Origin of the sequence: Streptomyces hygroscopicus subsp. hygroscopicus, from assembly GCF_001553455.1 — a bacterium.
GTDB lineage: Bacteria > Actinomycetota > Actinomycetes > Streptomycetales > Streptomycetaceae > Streptomyces > Streptomyces hygroscopicus.
In genome coordinates this window covers 24,670-41,825 of record NZ_BBOX01000130.1, presented here as the reverse complement: position 1 = coordinate 41,825, position 17,156 = coordinate 24,670, and the positions used below count along the sequence as shown (strand labels likewise).

Genomic DNA, 17,156 nt, shown 5'->3' with positions numbered 1-17,156 from the left:
GTGGGGGACCACTCAGCGACAACGCACGGCATCTGCCCCGACCCACGCGGCACCCGACCCGGCCCATGCGGCACCCGACCCGACCCATGCCGCTTCAGCCCCGGACCATGCGGCCCCAGCCCCGGACCATGCGGCACCCACCCAGCGACGACGCGCGGCACCCGACCCGACCCACGCGACACCCGACCCGACCCACGCGGCACCCCAACCCGGCCCATCCGACCCCAGCCCCCGGACCCGTGGGGGACCACTCAGCGACAACGCACGGCATCTGCCCCGACCCACGCGGCACCCGACCCGGCCCATGCGGCACCCGACCCGACCCATGCCGCTTCAGCCCCGGACCACTCGGCGGCCCCAGCCCCGGACCGATGCGGCACCACCCAGCGACGACGCGCGGCACTCGACCCGAACCACGCGACACCCGACCCGACCCACACGGCACCCCAACCCGGCCCATCCGACCCCAGCCCCGGACCATGGGGCACCCACCCAGCGACAGCGCACGGCACCCGACCCGAACCGCGCAGAACCTGCCCGGACCACGCGGCACCCGACCCGAACCAGCCACACCGGCCCCAACCACGCGGCACCCGCCCCCCGCCCGGGGCCTGGCCACCTCCGCCCGGGGCCTGGCCACCGCCCCGGGGCCGGGGCCAGGCCCGCCGGGGTCGGTGTCCGTCCGGCGCACGCGCCTCGTCGGCTGTCCCGGCGTGTGGGGCGGTGGCGGCCCGGCTACCATCGCCCGCGTGTCCAACGGCAGCTTTCCCCCCGAGTCCGGTCGCCGCGGCGGCACTCTCGCGATCGTCCTGGCGGCGCTGATACCAGCCTGTTGCGTCGCCTTCTGGCTGCTGTCGAGTTCCCCCGGCGGCTCGAAGGACGACGACGCGGACGGGGGCAGCGGGTCCACGGCCCCCTCCGCGTCCTCCCCCTCCCCCTCGGCCACGGCCTCCCCGTCGTCCGGTAAGCCCCTCCAGGGCAAGGTCGTGGTCATCGACCCCGGCCACAATCCGCACAACCGTGACCACCCCTCACAGATCGCCCGGCTCGTGGACATCGGCACCAACGAGAAGGAGTGCGACACCACCGGCACGGCCACCAACTCCGGCTACGCCGAGGCGTCCTTCACCCTGGACGTGGCACGCCGCGTGCGCACCGCGCTCGAAGCGCGCGGTGCCACGGTGCGGTTCACCCAGGACGGCGACCGGCCCTACGGGCCATGTGTGGACGAGCGCGCGGAGATCGGGAACACGGCGCACGCCGATGCCGTGGTCTCCGTCCACGCGGACGGCGCCGCCGCCGGGCAGCGCGGGTTCCATGTGATCCTGCCCAAGTCCGTGCGGGGCGGCGGCGCGGACACCTCCGCCATCACCGCGCCCTCCCGCCTGCTCGGCGAGCGGCTGCGCAGCCGGTTCGCCAAGGCCACCGGCAGCGAGCCCGCGCAGTACATCGGCGACGGCAGCGGGCTGGACGTCCGGGGCGATCTCGGCGGGCTCAATCTGTCCACCGTTCCCAAGGTGTTCATCGAGTGCGGCAACATGCGCGACCCCCAGGACGCCGCCGAACTGACCGACGCGGCGTGGCGCGAGCGCGCGGGGCGTGGTATCGCACAGGGCATTACGGACTTCTTGAACGAGTAGCGCTCCCTCAACCGAACGGGAGGTCACGACCGGGATACCGATGGGACACCCTCGGACTCCCCAGGGCGATTCCCCCGTACGATGGGGCCCACCCCCGACGCCTTCGCGCTACGCGCCTGGCGGCAGCGCTACGTACAGACGAAACCGACAAAGGACCTCACCTTGAACATCCGCTCGCTCACTCGAGGCGACGGCGTGGTGATCGGAGCAGCGGTGTTGCTGTTCATCGCCTCCTTCCTCGACTTCTACACCGTCGACTGCGGTGGCAACAGCTTCTGCCGGGACGCCGGTGAGAACGGATGGAAGTCCGCCTTCTTCCCCGTACTGCCGTCGATCTTCCTCGCCGGTATCATCGCCGCGGTGCTCATCGTCTCCGCACGTTTCCAGCCAGCGGGCCGCAACCTGTTCGGGCTCTCGCTCGAACAGTGGGGCTCGGCGCTGGCGGTCTTCGCGGCCTGGAGTTCGCTGTGGACGATCATCGGTGGCCCTGACGGGGTGGACAAGGGCGTCGGGCAGATCCTCGGCCTGATCGCCACGCTGGCGATGGCGGCCGTCGCGCTGCTCGCCCAGCGCGTCCCGGCCCTGAAGGCCCCGCTGATGAACGCCACCGGCCCGGCCCCGTCCCCCTACGGCGCCCAGGGAGTGCAGCCGGGTTACGGCTACCCGGGCCCGGGTGCCCAGCCCGGCGCCCCCGCGCCGTACGGCTCGCAGCCCGGTCAGCCGCAGCCCGGCCAGTCCTTCGGCGGCCAGCCGGCCCCGTCCCCGGCGGCCCCCGGCGGCGACTTCGCCCCGTTCTGGTTCGCGGTTCCGGTGGCCCGTCCGCTGTACGCCGAGGACGGTTCGTCCAGCACCATCGCCGAACTGGCCCCCGGCACCTGGTACCTCGCGGTGGAGCAGCGCGGTCAGGCGCTGGTCGCCCAGACGCAGGACGGCCGCCGCGGCGTGCTGCAGGACACCACGGGGATCCAGCGCGGCTGATCCGCTTCCCGCGTCTCCCATGACGCACACCGCAACGGCCCCTCGCCCGCGTTTCACCGGGCGAGGGGCCGTTGCCATGCGCGGCCCCGGCCCGTACAGTCCGGCCGGTGTGCGGCTGACGTGCCGTCAGCCGTGGTTGTCCACCCTGTCCGGCGGAACGAGGGGGCTCCCATGCGGCTCGGTCTGGCGCTCGGCTACTGGGGCCGCGGCCCCGATCCCCGCCATCTGGAACTCACCCGGGAGGCGGAGCGGCTCGGCTACCACTCGGTGTGGACCGCCGAGTCCTGGGGCTCGGACGCCTTCACCCCGCTCACCTGGCTCGCCGCGCACACCAGCCGGATCGCCCTGGGCACCGCGGTCGCGCAGATGGCGGCCCGCACCCCCACCGCCACCGCGATGCAGGCGCTCACCCTGGACCATCTCTCCGGCGGGCGGATGATGCTGGGCCTGGGGCTGTCCGGACCACAGGTGGTCGAGGGCTGGTACGGGCGCCCGTTCCCCAAGAGCCCGCTGACGGCGACCCGCGAGTACGTCGAGGTCATCCGGCAGGTGCTGGCCCGGGAGGCGCCGGTGCGGCTCGACGGGCGGTACCACGCGCATCCGTACGCCGGTCCGGACGCCACCGGACTGGGCAAACCCCTCAAGCCCATCGTCCATCCGCTGCGCGCCGGACTCCCGGTGCTGCTCGGGGCGGAGGGGCCCAAGAACATCGCGCAGACCGTGCGCATCGCCGACGGCTGGCTGCCGCTGTACTGGTCGCCGTCGCGTACGGAGCTGTACCGGGAGGCGCTGGCCGACGCCCGGGACGGCTTCATGGTGGCGCCGATGGCGCAGGTGCGGGTGTGCGCCGATGTGGCCGAGGGGCTGAGGCCGGTGAAGGCGATGCTCGGCTTCTACATCGGCGGCATGGGCCACGCGGCCCGCAACTTCCACGCCGATCTGATGGGCCGCTTCGGCTACGAGGCCGAGGCGCGCCGGGTGCAGGAGCTGTTCCTGGCGGGCCGGCGCGCGGAGGCGATCGACGCGGTGCCGGACGCCTTCGCCGATGAGATCTCGCTGGTCGGGCCGCGGGAGCGGATCGCGGAACGGCTGGAGCTGTGGCGCGAGGGCCCGGTGACGGACCTGCTGGCGGTGGCGCCGGACGCCGAGACGCTGCGGGTGCTGGCGGAGCTGGCGGGCTGAATCGCCTCGTACGCGCGGGGCGGCCGATCGTCGTACGGGTGTGCGGCCGCGCGGGGTTTGGCCCCGCCTCGGACGGCAACACGTGAGGCATGTCACGAAGTTATCGCCACGGAAGCAATCAGGCGGCGACCGTCGTGGCGGTCGCCGCGGATGTCATGGCCGTCATCCTCGGCCTCTGGATCCTGTTCGCCCTTCTCGACGCCAACCGCGCCAATGACCTGGTGACGGTGGTCCACGACGCGGCGAGCTGGCTCGCGGGCTGGTCCCATGACCTCTTCACGATGGACACGGACTGGCTCCGCACCGTCCTCAACTACGGTCTCCCGGCCGTGGTGTACCTCTTCATCGGCCACGCCATCGCCGGACGGCTCCGCCGCGGCTAGGCACGCCTGCGGCAGCCCTTTCCCCGCCCCCGCCCCTTCCCACAACTGGGGCTTCGCCCCGGACCCCCGGGGGCTCGGCTCCGCCCCGAAGGGGCGCGGGGCTGTGTCGATGTGCGGCTCCGCCGCGTGGGCGCGGCCAGCCACGACGGCGTCGCGAATGATCGACGGCATGGCGAGGCAGTTCCAGCGGAGCGTTACCGGGTGCCCGGCAGCCCTTTCCCCGCCCCGCCCCTTCCCGCGGCATCGATATGCGGCTTGGCCCCGGGGGTCCGGGGCAGAGCCCCAGTCAGGGGAAGGGGCCGGGAGGGGAACAGCCCGCCGCAGGCGTCACCCACCTCTCCGGTCGGCACACCTAGCCGCAGCAGTCCGAGTCCAGCCCCCGCGGCAGGCCCTCGCCGCCGAAGACGGCCGTGGTCGCCTCGTCGCCGCCCAGCGCCGCCACGGCCAGCAGCAGCGACCCGGCCGTCCAGGTGGTCCGCTCCTCCGGCCAGACCGCGTCGTCCTCGAAGACATAGCCGGTCCAGTACATCCCGTCCTCGGCCCGCAGCCGCGGCTGGATCCACCGCAGGATGTCCACGGCGCGGTCCGACTCCCCCATCGCCCAGAGCGCGAGCGCCAGTTCGCAGCTCTCGCCGCCGGTGACCCAGGGGTTGGGGGAGACACAGCGCACCCCGTACCCCGGGACCACGAAGCGGTCCCAGTCGCCCTCGATGCGCTCCTTGGCGGCGGCGCCGGTGAGAGCGCCGCCGAGGACCGGGTAGTACCAGTCCATGGAGTAGCGGCGCTTGTCGAGGAACCGTTCGGGGTGGTGGCGTATGGCGTGGCCGAGCAGTCCCGCCGCCAGCTCCCAGTCGGGCTGGGGCTCCTCGCGGTGCTCGGCGATGGCCAGGGCGCAGCGCAGCGCCTGGTAGACGGAGGAGGAGCCGGTCAGCAGGGCGTCGGGGTCGACGGTGTCGTCGGCGCGGCGCCGCCAGCCGATCTGGCCGCCGCTCTGCTGCAGCCCGAGCACGAACTCGACGGCCGCGAAGACGGTGGGCCAGATCCGGTCGAGGAAGGCGTCGTCGCCGGTGGAGAGGTAGTGGTGCCAGGCGCCGACCGCGACGTAGGCGCAGAAGTTGGACTCCCGGCCGCGGTCGGTGGGTTCGGCGGCGGCCACGCCGTCCGGGGTGTCGGGGTAGGCCGCGTACCAGGAGCCGTCGGGGTTCTGGTGCCGGGCCAGCCAGCGGTAGGCGGCCGCGGCGCGCTCGTGTTCGCCGGCCGCGTCCAGGGCCATGGCGGCCTCGGTGTGGTCCCAGGGGTCGAGGTGGTGGCCGCGGAACCACGGTATGGCGCCGTCCGGGTGCTGGACGGCGGCGATGCCCTCGACCGTGCGCAGCACCTGTCCGGGGCTGAGCACCCCGGGCAGCGCGAGCCGTTCGGTGCGGGGCCCCGGGCGCGGTCCGAGCGCCGTCACGCCCGGTCCTCGCGGGGTGCGTGGGGCTTGGTGGCGTAGGCCACGAAGCTCTTGCCGATGACGGGGTTCAGCGCGCGTTCGGCGACCCGCGTGGCCAGCGGCTTCTTCATGATGTCCCACACCAGCAGCTTGTGGTACGCGCGCACCGGCAGCGGCGCCTGGTCGCCGTCCTTGTCCACGCCGAAGGCGCACTTGAGCCACCAGTAGGGGCTGTGCAGGGCGTGGGCGTGGTGGGTGCCGTAGGGCCGCAGTCCGGCCTCGCGCATCTTCTCCAGCAGCTCGTCGGCGCGGTAGATGCGGATGTGGCCGCCCTCGACCTCGTGGTAGGCGTCCGACAGCGCCCAGCAGACCTTCTCCGGGCCGTAGCGCGGCACGGTGACGGCGATCCGGCCGCCGGGCCTGAGCACCCGCACCATCTCGGCGAGCACGCCCTTGTCGTCCGGTATGTGTTCCATCACCTCGGAGATGATGACCACGTCGAAGCTGTCGTCGGGGAAGGGCAGGGCGAGGGCGTCACCCTCCATCGCGGTGGCCGTGGCGCCGGCCGGGGCCTCCCCGGCCTCCTGCATGGCGGCGAACCACTTGGCGACCTCGCGTATCTCCTCTCCGTTGCGGTCGAGCGCGACGACCTGGGCGCCGCGCCGGTAGCACTCGAAGGCATGCCGGCCGGCGCCACAGCCGAGGTCGAGGACGCGATCGCCGGGGGCGAGGGGGAAGCGGGAGAAATCGACGGTCAGCACGGGGGTCTGCTTTCGTCCGGCGGGATCGTGGGGCGGGGGGAGGTAGCGGGGGCGGGGCTTCGGCCGGTGCGGCGGGAGGGCGTGCCGGGCGTCGCGACGCCGCGGAGATCCATCGCAAAGCCCCCTAGCCGCGGGCGGATCGCGCGGACGCGCCGATGGCCTCGCGGTACTGCTCGACGGTGCCGCGGGCGGCCTGTTCCCAGGTGAAGCGCCGCAGCACCCGCTCACGGCCCGCCGCGCCCAGCCGGCGTCTGAGGTCCGCGTCGCCGAGCAGCCGGATCAGGGCCGTGGCGAGCGCGTCGGCGTCGCCGGGCGGTACGGCCAGGCAGGTCTCGCCGTCCACGCCGGCGACCTCGGGTATCGCACCGCCGGTGGTGGCGACCAGGGGAGTGCCGGTGGCCATGGCCTCGGCGGCGGGCAGCGAGAACCCCTCGTACAGCGAGGGCACACAGGCGATCTGGGCGCCGCGCACCAGGTCCACCAGTTCGGCGTCGCTGATGCCCTTGACGAACTCGACGGCGCCTTCGAGCCCGTAGCGGGCCATGGCGGCGGCCACCGGCCCCTCCTGCGGCCGCTTGCCGACGACCACCAGATGGGCCCCGGGGTTCTCGGCGCGGACCTTCGCGAGCGCCTCGACCAGATACCCCAGGCCCTTGAGCGGCACGTCGGCGCTCGAGGTGGTGACGATGCGCCCGGGGATGACCGGGACGGCGGGGTCGGGCGAGAACAGTCCGGTGTCCGCGCCGATGTGCACCACGTGGATCCGGTCCGGCCGCACCCCGAGGTCCTCGACGATCTCCCGGCGGGAGGAGCCGGAGACGGTGAGCACCGAGGGCAGCCGCCGGGCCACCCGCTTCTGCATCCGGGTGAAGCCGTACCAGCGGCGCACGGACAGGCGCCGCTTCCAGCCCTCGGCGGCGTCCAGCTCCAGCTGCCGGTCGACGGTGATCGGGTGGTGGATGGTGGTCACCAGCGGGAAGCCGATCCGCTCCAGGCCCAGCAGCCCGTATCCCAGGGTCTGGTTGTCGTGGACGACGTCGAACTGGCCGGGGCGCGCGGCGAGATGGCGGCGGGCGCGCAGGCTGAAGGTGAGCGGCTCGGGGAAGCCGCCGGTCCACATGGTGGCGACCTCCAGGGCGTCGATCCAGTCCCGGTACTCCTCGCGCCGGGGCGTACGGAACGGATCGGGCTGGCGGTAGAGGTCGAGGCTGGGCAGTTCGGTGAGGGTGACGCCCTCCTCGGCGTCGAGCACCGGGTACGGCTGGGCGCCGATGACCTCGACGGTGTGGCCGAGCCGGGCGAGTTCCCGGGAGAGGTGGCGTACGTAGACGCCCTGACCTCCGCAGAACGGATTCCCCTTGTAGCTGAGCAGCGCGATGCGCAGCGGCCGTTCGTCGGTGGCGGTGGGGGGCACTGCGCCAAGCGGGTCGGCCCCGGTCTCCTGCGCGGCCTCTGCGGTCACTCGCGCCCCCTCCTTGGTGCAGTTCAGCGGGAGCGTATCCGCTTCCGTTTATCTAGAACAAGTTTCACTAACGCATCGGCTGAGGAGTCTCGAAGATACCTGCCCCGGATGGCCCCTCCGGGACCGGGGCAGGTGATCCCTACCACTCGGTAGCCGAGGCGCCGAGGAGAAGTTGACGACGGAGGTGTGTGCCGGGCCGGCCCCCGCCGGACCGGCCGCGCACGGCCCCGGCGGCAACCTGCGCCAACCGCGCGGACCCGGGTGCTCCGGACACCACCCGCGTTAGCCTAGAACGAGTTCCAGTGGCTCGCAGGGCCCGGTCCTGTCCTGCCATCATGCACGATGTCCGCTTGTCGCCGACCCGCAGACGCAATACATCCGAAGTGGGACACATGACCGCAGAAGTCAAGCCGGCCGCCCTGCAGCTGACCGAGCGGCAGGAGGCGCGCCGCCGGCGCATCCTGCACACCAGCGCCCGGCTGGCCGGCCGGGGCGGCTTCGACGCGGTCCAGATGCGCGAGGTCGCCGAGCACTCCGGCGTGGCGCTCGGCACCCTCTACCGCTACTTCCCCTCCAAGGTGCATCTGCTGGTCGCGACGATGCAGGACCAGTTGCAGCACATGCACGAGACGCTGCGCAAGCGGCCACCGACCGAGGAGGAGCCGGCCGCCCGGGTCGCCCAGACCCTGATGCGCGCCTTCCGCGCCCTGCAGCGCGAACCGCACCTGGCCGACGCGATGGTGCGCGCCCTCACCTTCGCCGACCGGTCGGTCAGCCCGGAGGTGGACACCGTCTCCCGGCTCACCACCGCGATCATCCTCGATGCCATGGGCCTGGCCGACCCTCCGACGGCCGAGCAGCTCTCCGCGGTCCGGGTCATCGAGCACACCTGGCATTCGGCGCTGATCACCTGGCTCTCGGGGCGCGCCTCGATCGCCCAGGTCAAGATCGACATCGAGACCGTCTGCCGGCTGATCGACCTCACGGCCCCCGCTCCGGCTAGCTGACCGGACGGATCCGACACCAGGGGATTCGACAGAAGGGGATCCGGCACAAGGGGATCCGACACCACCGGATCCGACACCACCGGATCCGACCTCCAGGGGATTCGACACCAGGGGCGCACGCGTCAATCTCTGCGCCCTTTCAAGCTCCTGGGAGTGGTTTGTGCGCCCTCGCGCCCCCTCTTGGCTCAAATTCCGCGTTCACGCCCTGCCCAATCCCGGTATTCATGAACGGCGCGCGACAGAGCGACAACGGCGCGCGACAAGAGAACCGCATCGTGGGGGGTGGAGAAATTCGTGATCAGGTTACTTCTGGTACACGATTCAGGTCTGTTGCGGTCGGCCCTGGCGTCTTTGCTGGGAACCGAACCGGACATCGAGGCTGCCGCGTGCTCCTGGCGCGACGCGCGTAGCAGAGCCCGTTCCTTACAGCCGCATGTGTGCGTGGTGGACGCGGACTGCCCGGCCTCCGACAGGGTGGCGCGCAAGGGGGAGTTAGGGAAGATCGTCGCCTCCGCCTCCGCCTCCGGCGAGAACGGCGACTGCGGACTGCTGGTGCTGGTCAACGCCGAGCGGCCGGGTCCGCTGCGCCGCGCCCATGAGGCCCGAGCGCTCGGCTACGTCGACAAGGACGCCCCGCCCCAGCGGCTGATCGAGGCCATCCGGCAGGTGGCGAGGAAGGAGCGCTATGTCGACGAGGCGCTGGGATACGGCTTCCTCCAGGCGGCCGAGATCCCGCTGACCCAGCGCGAGCTGGGCGTGCTGTCCCTGGCCGCCGACGGCGCCTCCATCCCGGAGATCGCCCGTACGCTCCACCTGTCCACCGGGACGATACGCAACTACCTCGCCTCGATCACCCGTAAGACCGGTGCGCGCAACCGCGTGGACGCCATACGCATATCGCAGGGCGCGGGCTGGGTCTGACCCCGGCCGGCGGCGGCCCGGCTTCTGCTCCCGGCTCTTACTTCCGGCTTCTGCTTCCGGCCTCTGCCCACGGCTTCTACTCATCGGGTGGAAAGACCGGTTCACCGGTGTCCGACAGCCGGATGGCGATCGCCTCGACCGGACAGCCCTCGGCCGCCGCCAGCACCGCCTCGGACGGCTCGGCCTCCGCCTCGGACGGATGCGACTGCCGCGCCCCGTCGAGCCGGAAGCCGCCGGGCGCGGTGCTCACGCACATCCCCGAGCCGATGCACACACCGCGGTCCACCTCGATCCGCCAGCGGTCCCCCATCAGCTCGGCTCCCCGTCCCAGCCCTGGGGCAGATGGATCATCTTGTGCTCCAGGTACGCGGAGAACCCCTCCGGGCCGAACTCCCGCCCCAGACCGGAGTTCTTGTAGCCGCCGAACGGTCCGAGCATGTCGAGGCTGAAGGTGTTGACGGAGTAGGTGCCGGTGCGCACCCGCCGGGCGAAGTCGACGCCGTGCCCGGTGTCCGCCGTCCACACCGAGCCCGACAGGCCGTAGTCGGAGTCATTGGCGATCCGCAGCGCCTCCTCCTCGTCCCCGTACGGCAGCAGACAGATGACCGGGCCGAAGATCTCCTCCCGGGCGATCCGCATGTCGTTGCGGACGTCGCCGAAGAGCGTGGGCTCCACGTACCAGCCGGTCTCCTGGGCCGCCGGCCGGCCGCCACCGGTCAGCACCTTGGCGCCCTCGCGCTGCCCCAGCGCGATGTAGTCCAGCGACCGCTTCTGCTGCCGCCGCGCCACCAGCGGCCCGACCTGCGTGGCCGGGTCCAGGGGGTCGCCGACGACCAGGGCGGAGGCGGCTGCCGCGAACCGCTCAGCGATCTCGTCGTACTGGCCGCGCGGCGCGAGGATACGGGTCTGGGCCACACACGCCTGCCCGTTGTTCATCCAGGCGTTGGGCACGATCCCGGTGACGGCCGCCTCCAGGTCCGCGTCCGGCAGGATCACCGCGGCCGACTTGCCGCCCAGCTCCAGGGTGACCCGGGTGAGCCGGCGCGAGGCGACCTCCATCACCCGCTTGCCGGCCGCGACCGACCCGGTGAACGACACCTTGTCCACGCCCGGGTGACCGACCAGGTACTCGCTGACCTCGCGGTCGGCCGGGAGGATCGACAGCACCCCCTCGGGCAGCCCCGCCTCGGCCACGATCTCCGCCAGGAGGTAGGAGTCCAGAGGCGTCTCGGGTGACGGTTTGAGGATCACCGAGCACCCCGCGAGCAGCGCGGGCGCCAGCTTCGCGGCCGCCACGAACTGCGGCACGTTCCACGGCACCACGGCCGCGACCACCCCGACCGGCTCCCGTCGCACCAGCAGCGGGCCGAGCGCCCCGGCCCGCCGCTCCTCGTAGACGAAGTCGCGGGCCACGGTGATGGCCGCGTCCCACACCATCATCGCGCCGAGCGCCTGGGCGAGGACGCTCCAGGAGTACGGGGAGCCGTTCTGCGCGCTGATGACCCGGGCGATCTCCTCGTGGCGGGCTGCGATGGCGTCCTTGACGCGGGTGACCACCGCGATCCGCTCGTCCAGGCCCGTCCGGGCCCAGGGCCCCTCGTCGAACGCCGTACGCGCCGCCGCGACCGCCCGGTCCACATCGGCGCGGGAGGCGTGCGGCACCCGGCCGATGACCTCCTCGGTGTGCGGCGAGACCACCTCGATCACGTCCGTACCGGCCGGATCGGCCAACGCGCCGCCGATGAAGAGCTGTCCGTGCTCGATGAGGTCGTCCATCGCTGATGCCTTCCGGCCGATGACTGAGGGGGCGTGCACCCGGTGCCTGAGTATGTGACGTGCCTCTGACGCCTATCCGACGCCGCGCAACTGACGCCGTCTATCCGACGCCGCCCATCTGACGTCGTCTATCCGACGCTGCCTATCCGGTACCGCCTATCCGATACTGCCCATCTGACGCTGCATCAGAACTGATACCAGTTCCCGTTATAGTGGGCAATGCTTGTGTCGAGGAGAGGGGGACCCGATGACGCAGGTGACGCGGGTGACCGAGCACGGCGGCGGGGTGTGGAGCATCCCGGTCCCGATCCCCGACAACCCGCTCGGGCACACCCTGGTCCACCTCCTCGACACCGACCGCGGCCCGGTCCTGATCGACACCGGCTGGGACGACCCCACGGCCTGGGACACCCTCACCGCCGGGCTCGCCGCCTGCGGCGCCTCGGTCTCCGATGTGCACGGCGTCCTCGTCACCCATCACCACCCCGACCACCACGGGCTGTCCGGGCGGGTACGGGAGGCGTCCGGTGCGTGGATCGCCATGCACGCCGCCGACGCGCAGGTCGTCCGGCGCACCCGCGAGGCCGACCCCTCCCGCTGGCTCGACTACCTCCAGGAGAAGCTCGCCGCGGCCGGGGCACCCGAGGAGCATCTGGCCCCGCTGCGCGCCGCCCGCGCGTCCGGCCGCACGGGCGTCCCGGGGCAGCGGGCCGCCCTCCCCGACCGCGAGATCGTCCCCGGCGAACTGCTCGACCTGCCGGGGCGGCGGCTGCGCGCCCTGTGGACCCCGGGCCACACCCCCGGCCACGTCTGCCTCCACCTCGAGGAGGCCCATCCGGTCCTGGAGCGGCGGCAGGCGGCGGAGGGGGACACCGGCCGGGGCAGGCTCTTCTCCGGTGACCATCTGCTGCCCGAGATCAGCCCCCACATCGGGCTCTACGAGGACCCCGACGACACCACCGTCACCGACCCTCTCGGCGACTACCTCGACTCCCTCGAACGCGTCGCCGCCCTCGCCCCGGCCGAGGTGCTCCCCGCCCATCAGTACGCCTTCACCGACGCCCCCGGGCGGGTACGCGCGCTGCTGCGCCACCACGAGGAGCGGCTGTCCGGACTGCTGGCCCTGCTGACCACCCCGCTCACCCCGTGGCGGCTGGCCGAGGCCATGGAGTGGAACCGGTCGTGGGAGCAGATCCCCTACGGCTCCCGCACCATCGCGGTCTCGGAGGCGGAGGCGCATCTGCGCCGACTGGTGAAGCTGGGCCGGGCGGAAGCGGTACCGGGCAGCGATCCGGTGACGTACCAGGCCGTTTGAGCCACGCAGGGGCGGGCTCCCCGGCTGGGCCCGGGCTCACCAGCCGGAACCGGGCTCCCGGCTGGGCCCGGGCTCACCAGCCGGAACCGGGCTCCCGGTTGGGGCCGGGCTCACCTGCCGGAACCGGGCCCCGACCGAGACCGGACCACCTGCCGAAAGCGGGCCCCCGACTGGGCCGGGCTCACCAGCGGGAACCGGGCCCCGGCTGGGGTCGGGCTCATCAGCCGGAGCCGAGCCCCGACCGAGGCCGGACCACCTGCCGGAGCCGAGCCCCCGACTGGGGCCGGACTCACCAGCCGGAACCGGGCTCCCCGGTTGGGGCCGGGCTCACCAGCCGGAACCGGGCCCCGGCTGGGCCCGGGCTCACCCGTCCTGGCCCCACACCGCGTACCGACGGGAGCGTGCGTGGCCGTCTTCGGCCGTCCGCCCGAATGGAGCGACGGACTCGTCCGGGCGGTCGGCCCGATCAGCCGGGCGGGGCGGCGCCGACCAGCCCGTGCGGGGGCAGCGCCGCCCAGTCCGTGCGGGGGCGGCGCCGATCAGCCCGTGCGGGCTGGCCCGTTGACTCGGTCGGCCCGGCTGGTGGCCCGACCACCCGATCAGCCCCGGCGGGCTGGCCCCTCCGCCTGGCGAGAGGGGTCGAAGCCGGTGACGAAGCGCCGCTGCCAGGGCGTTTCGACCGCGCGCCGCGAGTAGTGTTCGCGGACGTACGCCACCGCCTCCTGACCAGGCACCCCGTCCAGCACCGCGAGACAGGCGAGCGCGGTGCCGGTGCGGCCCTGGCCGCCGCCGCATGCCACTTCGACGCGCTCGTCCCCGGCGCGCTCCCATGCCTCGCGCAGCGCACCGGCGGCGGCACGGCGGTCGGAGGGCAGCCAGAAGTCGGGCCAGCGCACCCAGCGGTGCTCCCATTCCACGGCCGGTGGGCGGCGGCCCCGCAGATAGAGCGCGAAGGTGGGCAGCGGGCCCTCCGGAAGCGGATGGCGCAGCCCCCGCCCCCGGATGAGCCGGCCCGACGGCAGCCGCAGCACACCCGGCCCCGTGGGCTCCCAGGTATGGGTATGGGTCATGGAGCCAGGCTACCGAGAAGCGTTCCTTCCGTCCGCGTCCCGGCCACCGGAATCGTGGCACGGTCCGATCACGTCAACTGGCGTCGCCACCAAGCCCTGCCGGTGTGTCCACGCCGAGGTGGCGGACCCGCTGAGGTGCCCGGACCACCGAGGCGACGGAACCACCGAGGTGACGGAACCGCCGAGATCGCGTTATCGGATTGCCCGCTGGTGGACGGCCGCATAGCCTCGCGGCGCATGACGCCGACGCTGCGCACCGCACGCCTGCTGCTCGAGCCGTACCGGCCCCAAGACGAGGACCGCTTCGTGGCCCTCTTCCAGGATGGGCGGGTGTCCCGCTGGATGGGGGACGGAAAGCCCGTCCCGGAGGCCGACGACCGGGCGCTGTTCGGGCGGATCTTCACCAAGGTCTACGCCCGGCGGCTGTTCGACGTCTGGGCCGTCCGCGAGAACGGCCGGTACGTCGGCCACGCCGAGATCAAACCGACCGAGGCCGTCGACGGCCACGAGATCGTCTACGCGCTGGCGCCGGAGGCGTGGGGACGCGGCCTGGGGACGGAGCTGGCCGAGGCGGTCATCGGCCACGGCTTCGGCGCGCTCGGCCTGGAGGAGGTGCACGCCACGGTCACGGCGGCCAACGGCGCGTCGCTTGCGCTGCTCACCCGGCTCGGCTTCGCGTACGGCCGCGACATAGAGGAGGACGACGGCACCACGACGCGCTGCCTCACCCTCGCCCGGGGCGACCGCCATCGGTGGGCGGCCGAGGAGGTCCGACAAGTGGACGGATAAGCTGTCCGTAAACTTCATACGCGTCCGATCGGGGGAAGCCGGTGCGATTCCGGCGCTGACCCGCAACCGTGAGCGCGCCCCGCGGGGCGCACGAGCCGGAACACCCGGACGGGCGCGACGACGCAGGCTCCCGCCGCCGGAGGACCGGTGGCGGCACCGTCGAGGTATGCGGAGCTGAGCCGGGTGCCAGGCGTGTCGCGGAGCGTTCCGCACACGGATGGACGGCCGTGCGCGGCTGCGTACGCCACGCCCGTCCACCGACCGAGAGGCACCACAGCCATGAACATACGCCGCAGCGTGGCGGCTCTTTCCCTCTGCGCCGCCCTGGGTGTGGCCGCCGCGCCGGCCGCCTCCGCCGAGGACGGCCCGGCCGGGCGTTCCGCGGGTCTCTACGGCACCAAGGACCCGAAGTTCGACGGAGTGTGGCGGCAGTCGCTGGCACTGCTCGCCCAGGACGCGGTGGGGGTCACCCCGGCGAAGTCGGCCATCGACTGGCTGGCCGGGCAGCAGTGCGCGGACGGCGGTTTCCCGGCGTACCGCGCGGACACCACCAAGGCGTGCGACCCGAAGAAGGGCGAGTTCACCGACGCGACGTCGGCGGCGGTCCAGGCGCTGGCCGCGCTGGGCGGGCGCGCCGACGCCGTGGAGAAGGGCATCGGCTGGCTGAAGCGCCACCAGAACGAGGACGGCGGCTGGGGCATGAACCCTGGCGGTCCGAGCGACGCCAACTCCACGTCGGCGGTGATCGGCGCCTTCGCGGCCACCGGCCAGGACCCGGCCAAGGGCGGCGAAGACGGCAAGGACAGCGAAGACGGCGAGGGCGGCAAGGACGGCCACGGCGGCAAGAGTCCGTACGACGCGCTGCTCGGGCTGCAGCTCGGGTGCGCGGCGAAGGCGGACGAGCGCGGGGCGTTCGCGTACACCGCGGCCAAGGGCGAGCCGGTCGCCAATGAACTGGCCACCGCGAGCGCGGCGCTGGCCATCCAGGGCAAGGGCTTCGTCTTCGAGACGGTCGGCAAGGACAAGGGCGCCGGTCCGAAGCCGCTGAGGTGCGAGGACGGGGACAGTAAGGGCGGGGCCGGTAAGGGCGGGGCCGGTACGCCGAAGGAGGCCGCCGAGGCCGCGCTGGCCCATCTGTCCCGTGTCATGTCCGACACCGGCAGCCATCTGAAGTCCGCCATGCCCGGCGCCAAGGACCAGCCCGACTTCGGCGGCACCGCCGACGCGGTCGTGGCACTCGCCGCGGGAGAACACAGCGCGGCCGCGGGCAAGCCGTTGCAGTGGCTGCAGAGCAAGGACAGCGGCGCGGTGGCCTGGGCCAAGGGCGATCCCGGCGCACTCGCCAAGCTGGTCCTCGCGGCCCACGCGGCGGGGGCCAACCCGCGCGACTTCGGCGGCGCCGATCTCGTACAGCAGCTGAACGCGACCGGGCCGAAGCCGGAAGCGGCGGCCCCGGATTCGGGTGCGGACGCGGAGGGGGACTCGGACGGCAAGGGCGAGGAGAAGAAGAGCGACGGCGGCGGGATCGGCGGCGTCTGGTGGACGGTCGGGGTCTGCGCGGTCGCGGGTGTGGGCATCGGCTTCCTGCTCAGCGGCCGAAAGAGGCAGCAGCTTTGATCCCGCGCACCCACACGTCCCCGGCACGGCGCATGGGCACGTCCCCGACCCAGCGCGTCAACGCGGCTCCGGCCCACCCCGCCCACGCGGCCCCAACCCCGCACACCCGGACCAGCTCGGCCGCACGGGCACGTGCGCGTACACGTACATGTGCCCGTGCCCGCCTGGCCCGGCTGCTGGTGCTGCCCGCTGTCGTACTGTTCGCGATGCTCGGCGGTGCCCCCGCGCAGGCCGCCGACGGGTATCGCTACTGGTCGTTCTGGCAGCGGGGCGGGGACGGCGGCGGGTGGACCTATTCCACCCAGGGGCCTTCGTCGGCACGGCCCGGCGACGGTGACACGATCGGTTTCCGGTTCGCGGTCAGCGAGGACTCCGACGACGCCACCCGGCCGCGCGGCACGGCCGACTTCGCGGCCGTCTGCGCCGACACCCCGGCCAAGGACGGCACCAAACGGGTCGCGGTCGTCCTCGACTTCGGCACGGCCGCCGACGCACCGGACCACCGCACCCCGCCCGCGCCCCGTACGGAATGCGCCCGGGTCGGCGAGGACGCGTCCGCCGGGGAAGCGCTCGCGGCGGTCGCGAAACCGCTGCGCTACAACTCCGCCGCGCTGCTGTGCGCCATCGCCGGTTATCCGGAGTCGGGCTGCGGCGACAAGGTGAGCAGCTCGGTGGACGCCCACGCCGTCCCGAAGAGCGACGGCGACAAGGCGGATGGCGACTCGGGCCCGTCCGCCGGGCTGATCGGCGGGCTGGTCGCCGTGGTTCTGCTCGGCGCCGCGGCGGTCTGGCAGGCGCGCCGCCGTCGGGCATGAGCGCGCGG

General features: G+C 73.1%; 16 protein-coding genes and 1 riboswitch. Of the genes, 10 read left to right on the top strand and 6 right to left on the bottom strand.

The window, feature by feature from the left end:
- Positions 1–749: 749 nt before the first annotated feature.
- The 4 genes from AXW62_RS15405 to AXW62_RS15390 all read left to right on the top strand — a co-directional run bounded on the left by AXW62_RS15405 (position 750) and on the right by AXW62_RS15390 (position 4,183).
- Entirely contained in the window at positions 750–1,640 is an 891-nt protein-coding gene (locus AXW62_RS15405) for an N-acetylmuramoyl-L-alanine amidase (protein ID WP_060945041.1), read from the top strand.
- A gap of 162 nt (positions 1,641–1,802) precedes the next feature.
- Positions 1,803–2,618, top strand: coding sequence for a DUF5336 domain-containing protein (locus tag AXW62_RS15400; protein ID WP_060945040.1), 816 nt, complete (start codon positions 1,803–1,805; stop codon positions 2,616–2,618).
- A gap of 171 nt (positions 2,619–2,789) precedes the next feature.
- The gene (locus tag AXW62_RS15395) at positions 2,790–3,800 is read left to right on the top strand and encodes an LLM class F420-dependent oxidoreductase (RefSeq protein WP_030825772.1); all 1,011 of its coding nucleotides are present in this window, start codon (positions 2,790–2,792) and stop codon (positions 3,798–3,800) included.
- Between the two features lie 89 nt (positions 3,801–3,889).
- Positions 3,890–4,183 carry a hypothetical protein gene (locus AXW62_RS15390; protein ID WP_030825774.1) on the top strand — a complete coding sequence of 98 codons (294 nt, stop codon included), beginning with the start codon at positions 3,890–3,892 and terminating at the stop codon, positions 4,181–4,183.
- Positions 4,184–4,535: 352 nt separating this feature from the next.
- On the opposite strand, the gene AXW62_RS15385 is transcribed toward AXW62_RS15390, so the two are convergent.
- The 3 genes from AXW62_RS15385 to AXW62_RS15375 form a co-directional block, all read right to left on the bottom strand.
- Positions 4,536–5,636 carry a prenyltransferase/squalene oxidase repeat-containing protein gene (locus AXW62_RS15385; RefSeq protein WP_060945039.1) on the bottom strand — a complete coding sequence of 367 codons (1,101 nt, stop codon included), beginning with the start codon at positions 5,634–5,636 and terminating at the stop codon, positions 4,536–4,538.
- Complete coding sequence (locus AXW62_RS15380) at positions 5,633–6,376, bottom strand: class I SAM-dependent methyltransferase (RefSeq protein WP_060945038.1); 744 nt, start codon at positions 6,374–6,376, stop codon at positions 5,633–5,635. The genes AXW62_RS15385 and AXW62_RS15380 overlap by 4 nt, the downstream gene beginning before the upstream one ends.
- A 124-nt stretch (positions 6,377–6,500) precedes the next feature.
- Positions 6,501–7,838, bottom strand: a complete 1,338-nt coding sequence (locus tag AXW62_RS15375; protein ID WP_030825793.1) for a glycosyltransferase family 4 protein — start codon at positions 7,836–7,838, stop codon at positions 6,501–6,503.
- 392 nt (positions 7,839–8,230) lie between these two features.
- Here AXW62_RS15375 and AXW62_RS15370 point away from each other — a divergent pair, with 392 nt between their 5' ends.
- Together AXW62_RS15370 and AXW62_RS15365 are read left to right on the top strand one after the other, a co-directional pair.
- Positions 8,231–8,845, top strand: a complete 615-nt coding sequence (locus AXW62_RS15370; protein WP_030825795.1) for a TetR family transcriptional regulator — start codon at positions 8,231–8,233, stop codon at positions 8,843–8,845.
- Positions 8,846–9,139: 294 nt separating this feature from the next.
- Positions 9,140–9,766 (top strand): response regulator transcription factor, encoded by a 627-nt coding sequence (locus AXW62_RS15365; protein ID WP_174556396.1) that lies wholly within the window; start codon positions 9,140–9,142, stop codon positions 9,764–9,766.
- Positions 9,767–9,842: 76 nt separating this feature from the next.
- Here the strand turns inward: AXW62_RS15365 and AXW62_RS15360 are convergent, their stop codons facing one another.
- Positions 9,843–10,076: a ferredoxin gene (locus AXW62_RS15360; protein WP_030825799.1), complete on the bottom strand. Its 234-nt coding sequence runs from the start codon at positions 10,074–10,076 to the stop codon at positions 9,843–9,845.
- Positions 10,076–11,542, bottom strand: coding sequence for an aldehyde dehydrogenase (locus tag AXW62_RS15355; protein ID WP_060945036.1), 1,467 nt, complete (start codon positions 11,540–11,542; stop codon positions 10,076–10,078). Before AXW62_RS15355 ends, AXW62_RS15360 begins: the two co-directional genes overlap by 1 nt.
- Before the next feature lie 247 nt (positions 11,543–11,789).
- Here AXW62_RS15355 and AXW62_RS15350 point away from each other — a divergent pair, with 247 nt between their 5' ends.
- Entirely contained in the window at positions 11,790–12,857 is a 1,068-nt protein-coding gene (locus AXW62_RS15350; RefSeq protein WP_060945035.1) for a Strvi_7410 family MBL fold metallo-hydrolase, read from the top strand.
- A 599-nt stretch (positions 12,858–13,456) separates the two neighbouring features.
- Here AXW62_RS15350 and AXW62_RS15345 read toward each other — a convergent pair.
- Positions 13,457–13,927, bottom strand: a complete 471-nt coding sequence (locus AXW62_RS15345; protein ID WP_060945034.1) for a protein-tyrosine phosphatase family protein — start codon at positions 13,925–13,927, stop codon at positions 13,457–13,459.
- A 237-nt stretch (positions 13,928–14,164) separates the two neighbouring features.
- Between AXW62_RS15345 and AXW62_RS15340 the strand changes: the two genes are divergently transcribed.
- The 3 genes from AXW62_RS15340 (at position 14,165) to AXW62_RS15330 (ending at position 17,148) form a co-directional block, all read left to right on the top strand.
- Positions 14,165–14,716 carry a GNAT family N-acetyltransferase gene (locus tag AXW62_RS15340; RefSeq protein ID WP_060945049.1) on the top strand — a complete coding sequence of 184 codons (552 nt, stop codon included), beginning with the start codon at positions 14,165–14,167 and terminating at the stop codon, positions 14,714–14,716.
- Positions 14,717–14,748: 32 nt separating this feature from the next.
- Positions 14,749–14,821, top strand: a riboswitch (cobalamin riboswitch).
- A 174-nt stretch (positions 14,822–14,995) separates the two neighbouring features.
- Complete coding sequence (locus AXW62_RS15335; protein WP_060945033.1) at positions 14,996–16,333, top strand: SCO2321 family membrane protein; 1,338 nt, start codon at positions 14,996–14,998, stop codon at positions 16,331–16,333.
- 206 nt (positions 16,334–16,539) lie between these two features.
- Positions 16,540–17,148, top strand: a complete 609-nt coding sequence (locus AXW62_RS15330) for an SCO2322 family protein (protein ID WP_060945048.1) — start codon at positions 16,540–16,542, stop codon at positions 17,146–17,148.
- Positions 17,149–17,156: the final 8 nt, after the last annotated feature.

Excerpts from the sequence above, each read along its gene's own strand:
- AXW62_RS15390 (WP_030825774.1), top strand. The coding sequence starts at position 3,890 with ATGTCACGAAGTTATCGCCACGGAAGCAATCAGGCGGCGACCGTCGTG.
- AXW62_RS15335 (WP_060945033.1), top strand. The coding sequence starts at position 14,996 with ATGAACATACGCCGCAGCGTGGCGGCTCTTTCCCTCTGCGCCGCCCTG.
- AXW62_RS15395 (WP_030825772.1), top strand. The coding sequence starts at position 2,790 with ATGCGGCTCGGTCTGGCGCTCGGCTACTGGGGCCGCGGCCCCGATCCC.
- AXW62_RS15360 (WP_030825799.1), bottom strand. The coding sequence starts at position 10,076 with ATGGGGGACCGCTGGCGGATCGAGGTGGACCGCGGTGTGTGCATCGGC.
- AXW62_RS15345 (WP_060945034.1), bottom strand. The coding sequence starts at position 13,927 with ATGACCCATACCCATACCTGGGAGCCCACGGGGCCGGGTGTGCTGCGG.
- AXW62_RS15355 (WP_060945036.1), bottom strand. The coding sequence starts at position 11,542 with ATGGACGACCTCATCGAGCACGGACAGCTCTTCATCGGCGGCGCGTTG.
- AXW62_RS15350 (WP_060945035.1), top strand. The coding sequence starts at position 11,790 with ATGACGCAGGTGACGCGGGTGACCGAGCACGGCGGCGGGGTGTGGAGC.
- AXW62_RS15330 (WP_060945048.1), top strand. The coding sequence starts at position 16,540 with ATGCTCGGCGGTGCCCCCGCGCAGGCCGCCGACGGGTATCGCTACTGG.
- AXW62_RS15340 (WP_060945049.1), top strand. The coding sequence starts at position 14,165 with ATGACGCCGACGCTGCGCACCGCACGCCTGCTGCTCGAGCCGTACCGG.
- AXW62_RS15370 (WP_030825795.1), top strand. The coding sequence starts at position 8,231 with ATGACCGCAGAAGTCAAGCCGGCCGCCCTGCAGCTGACCGAGCGGCAG.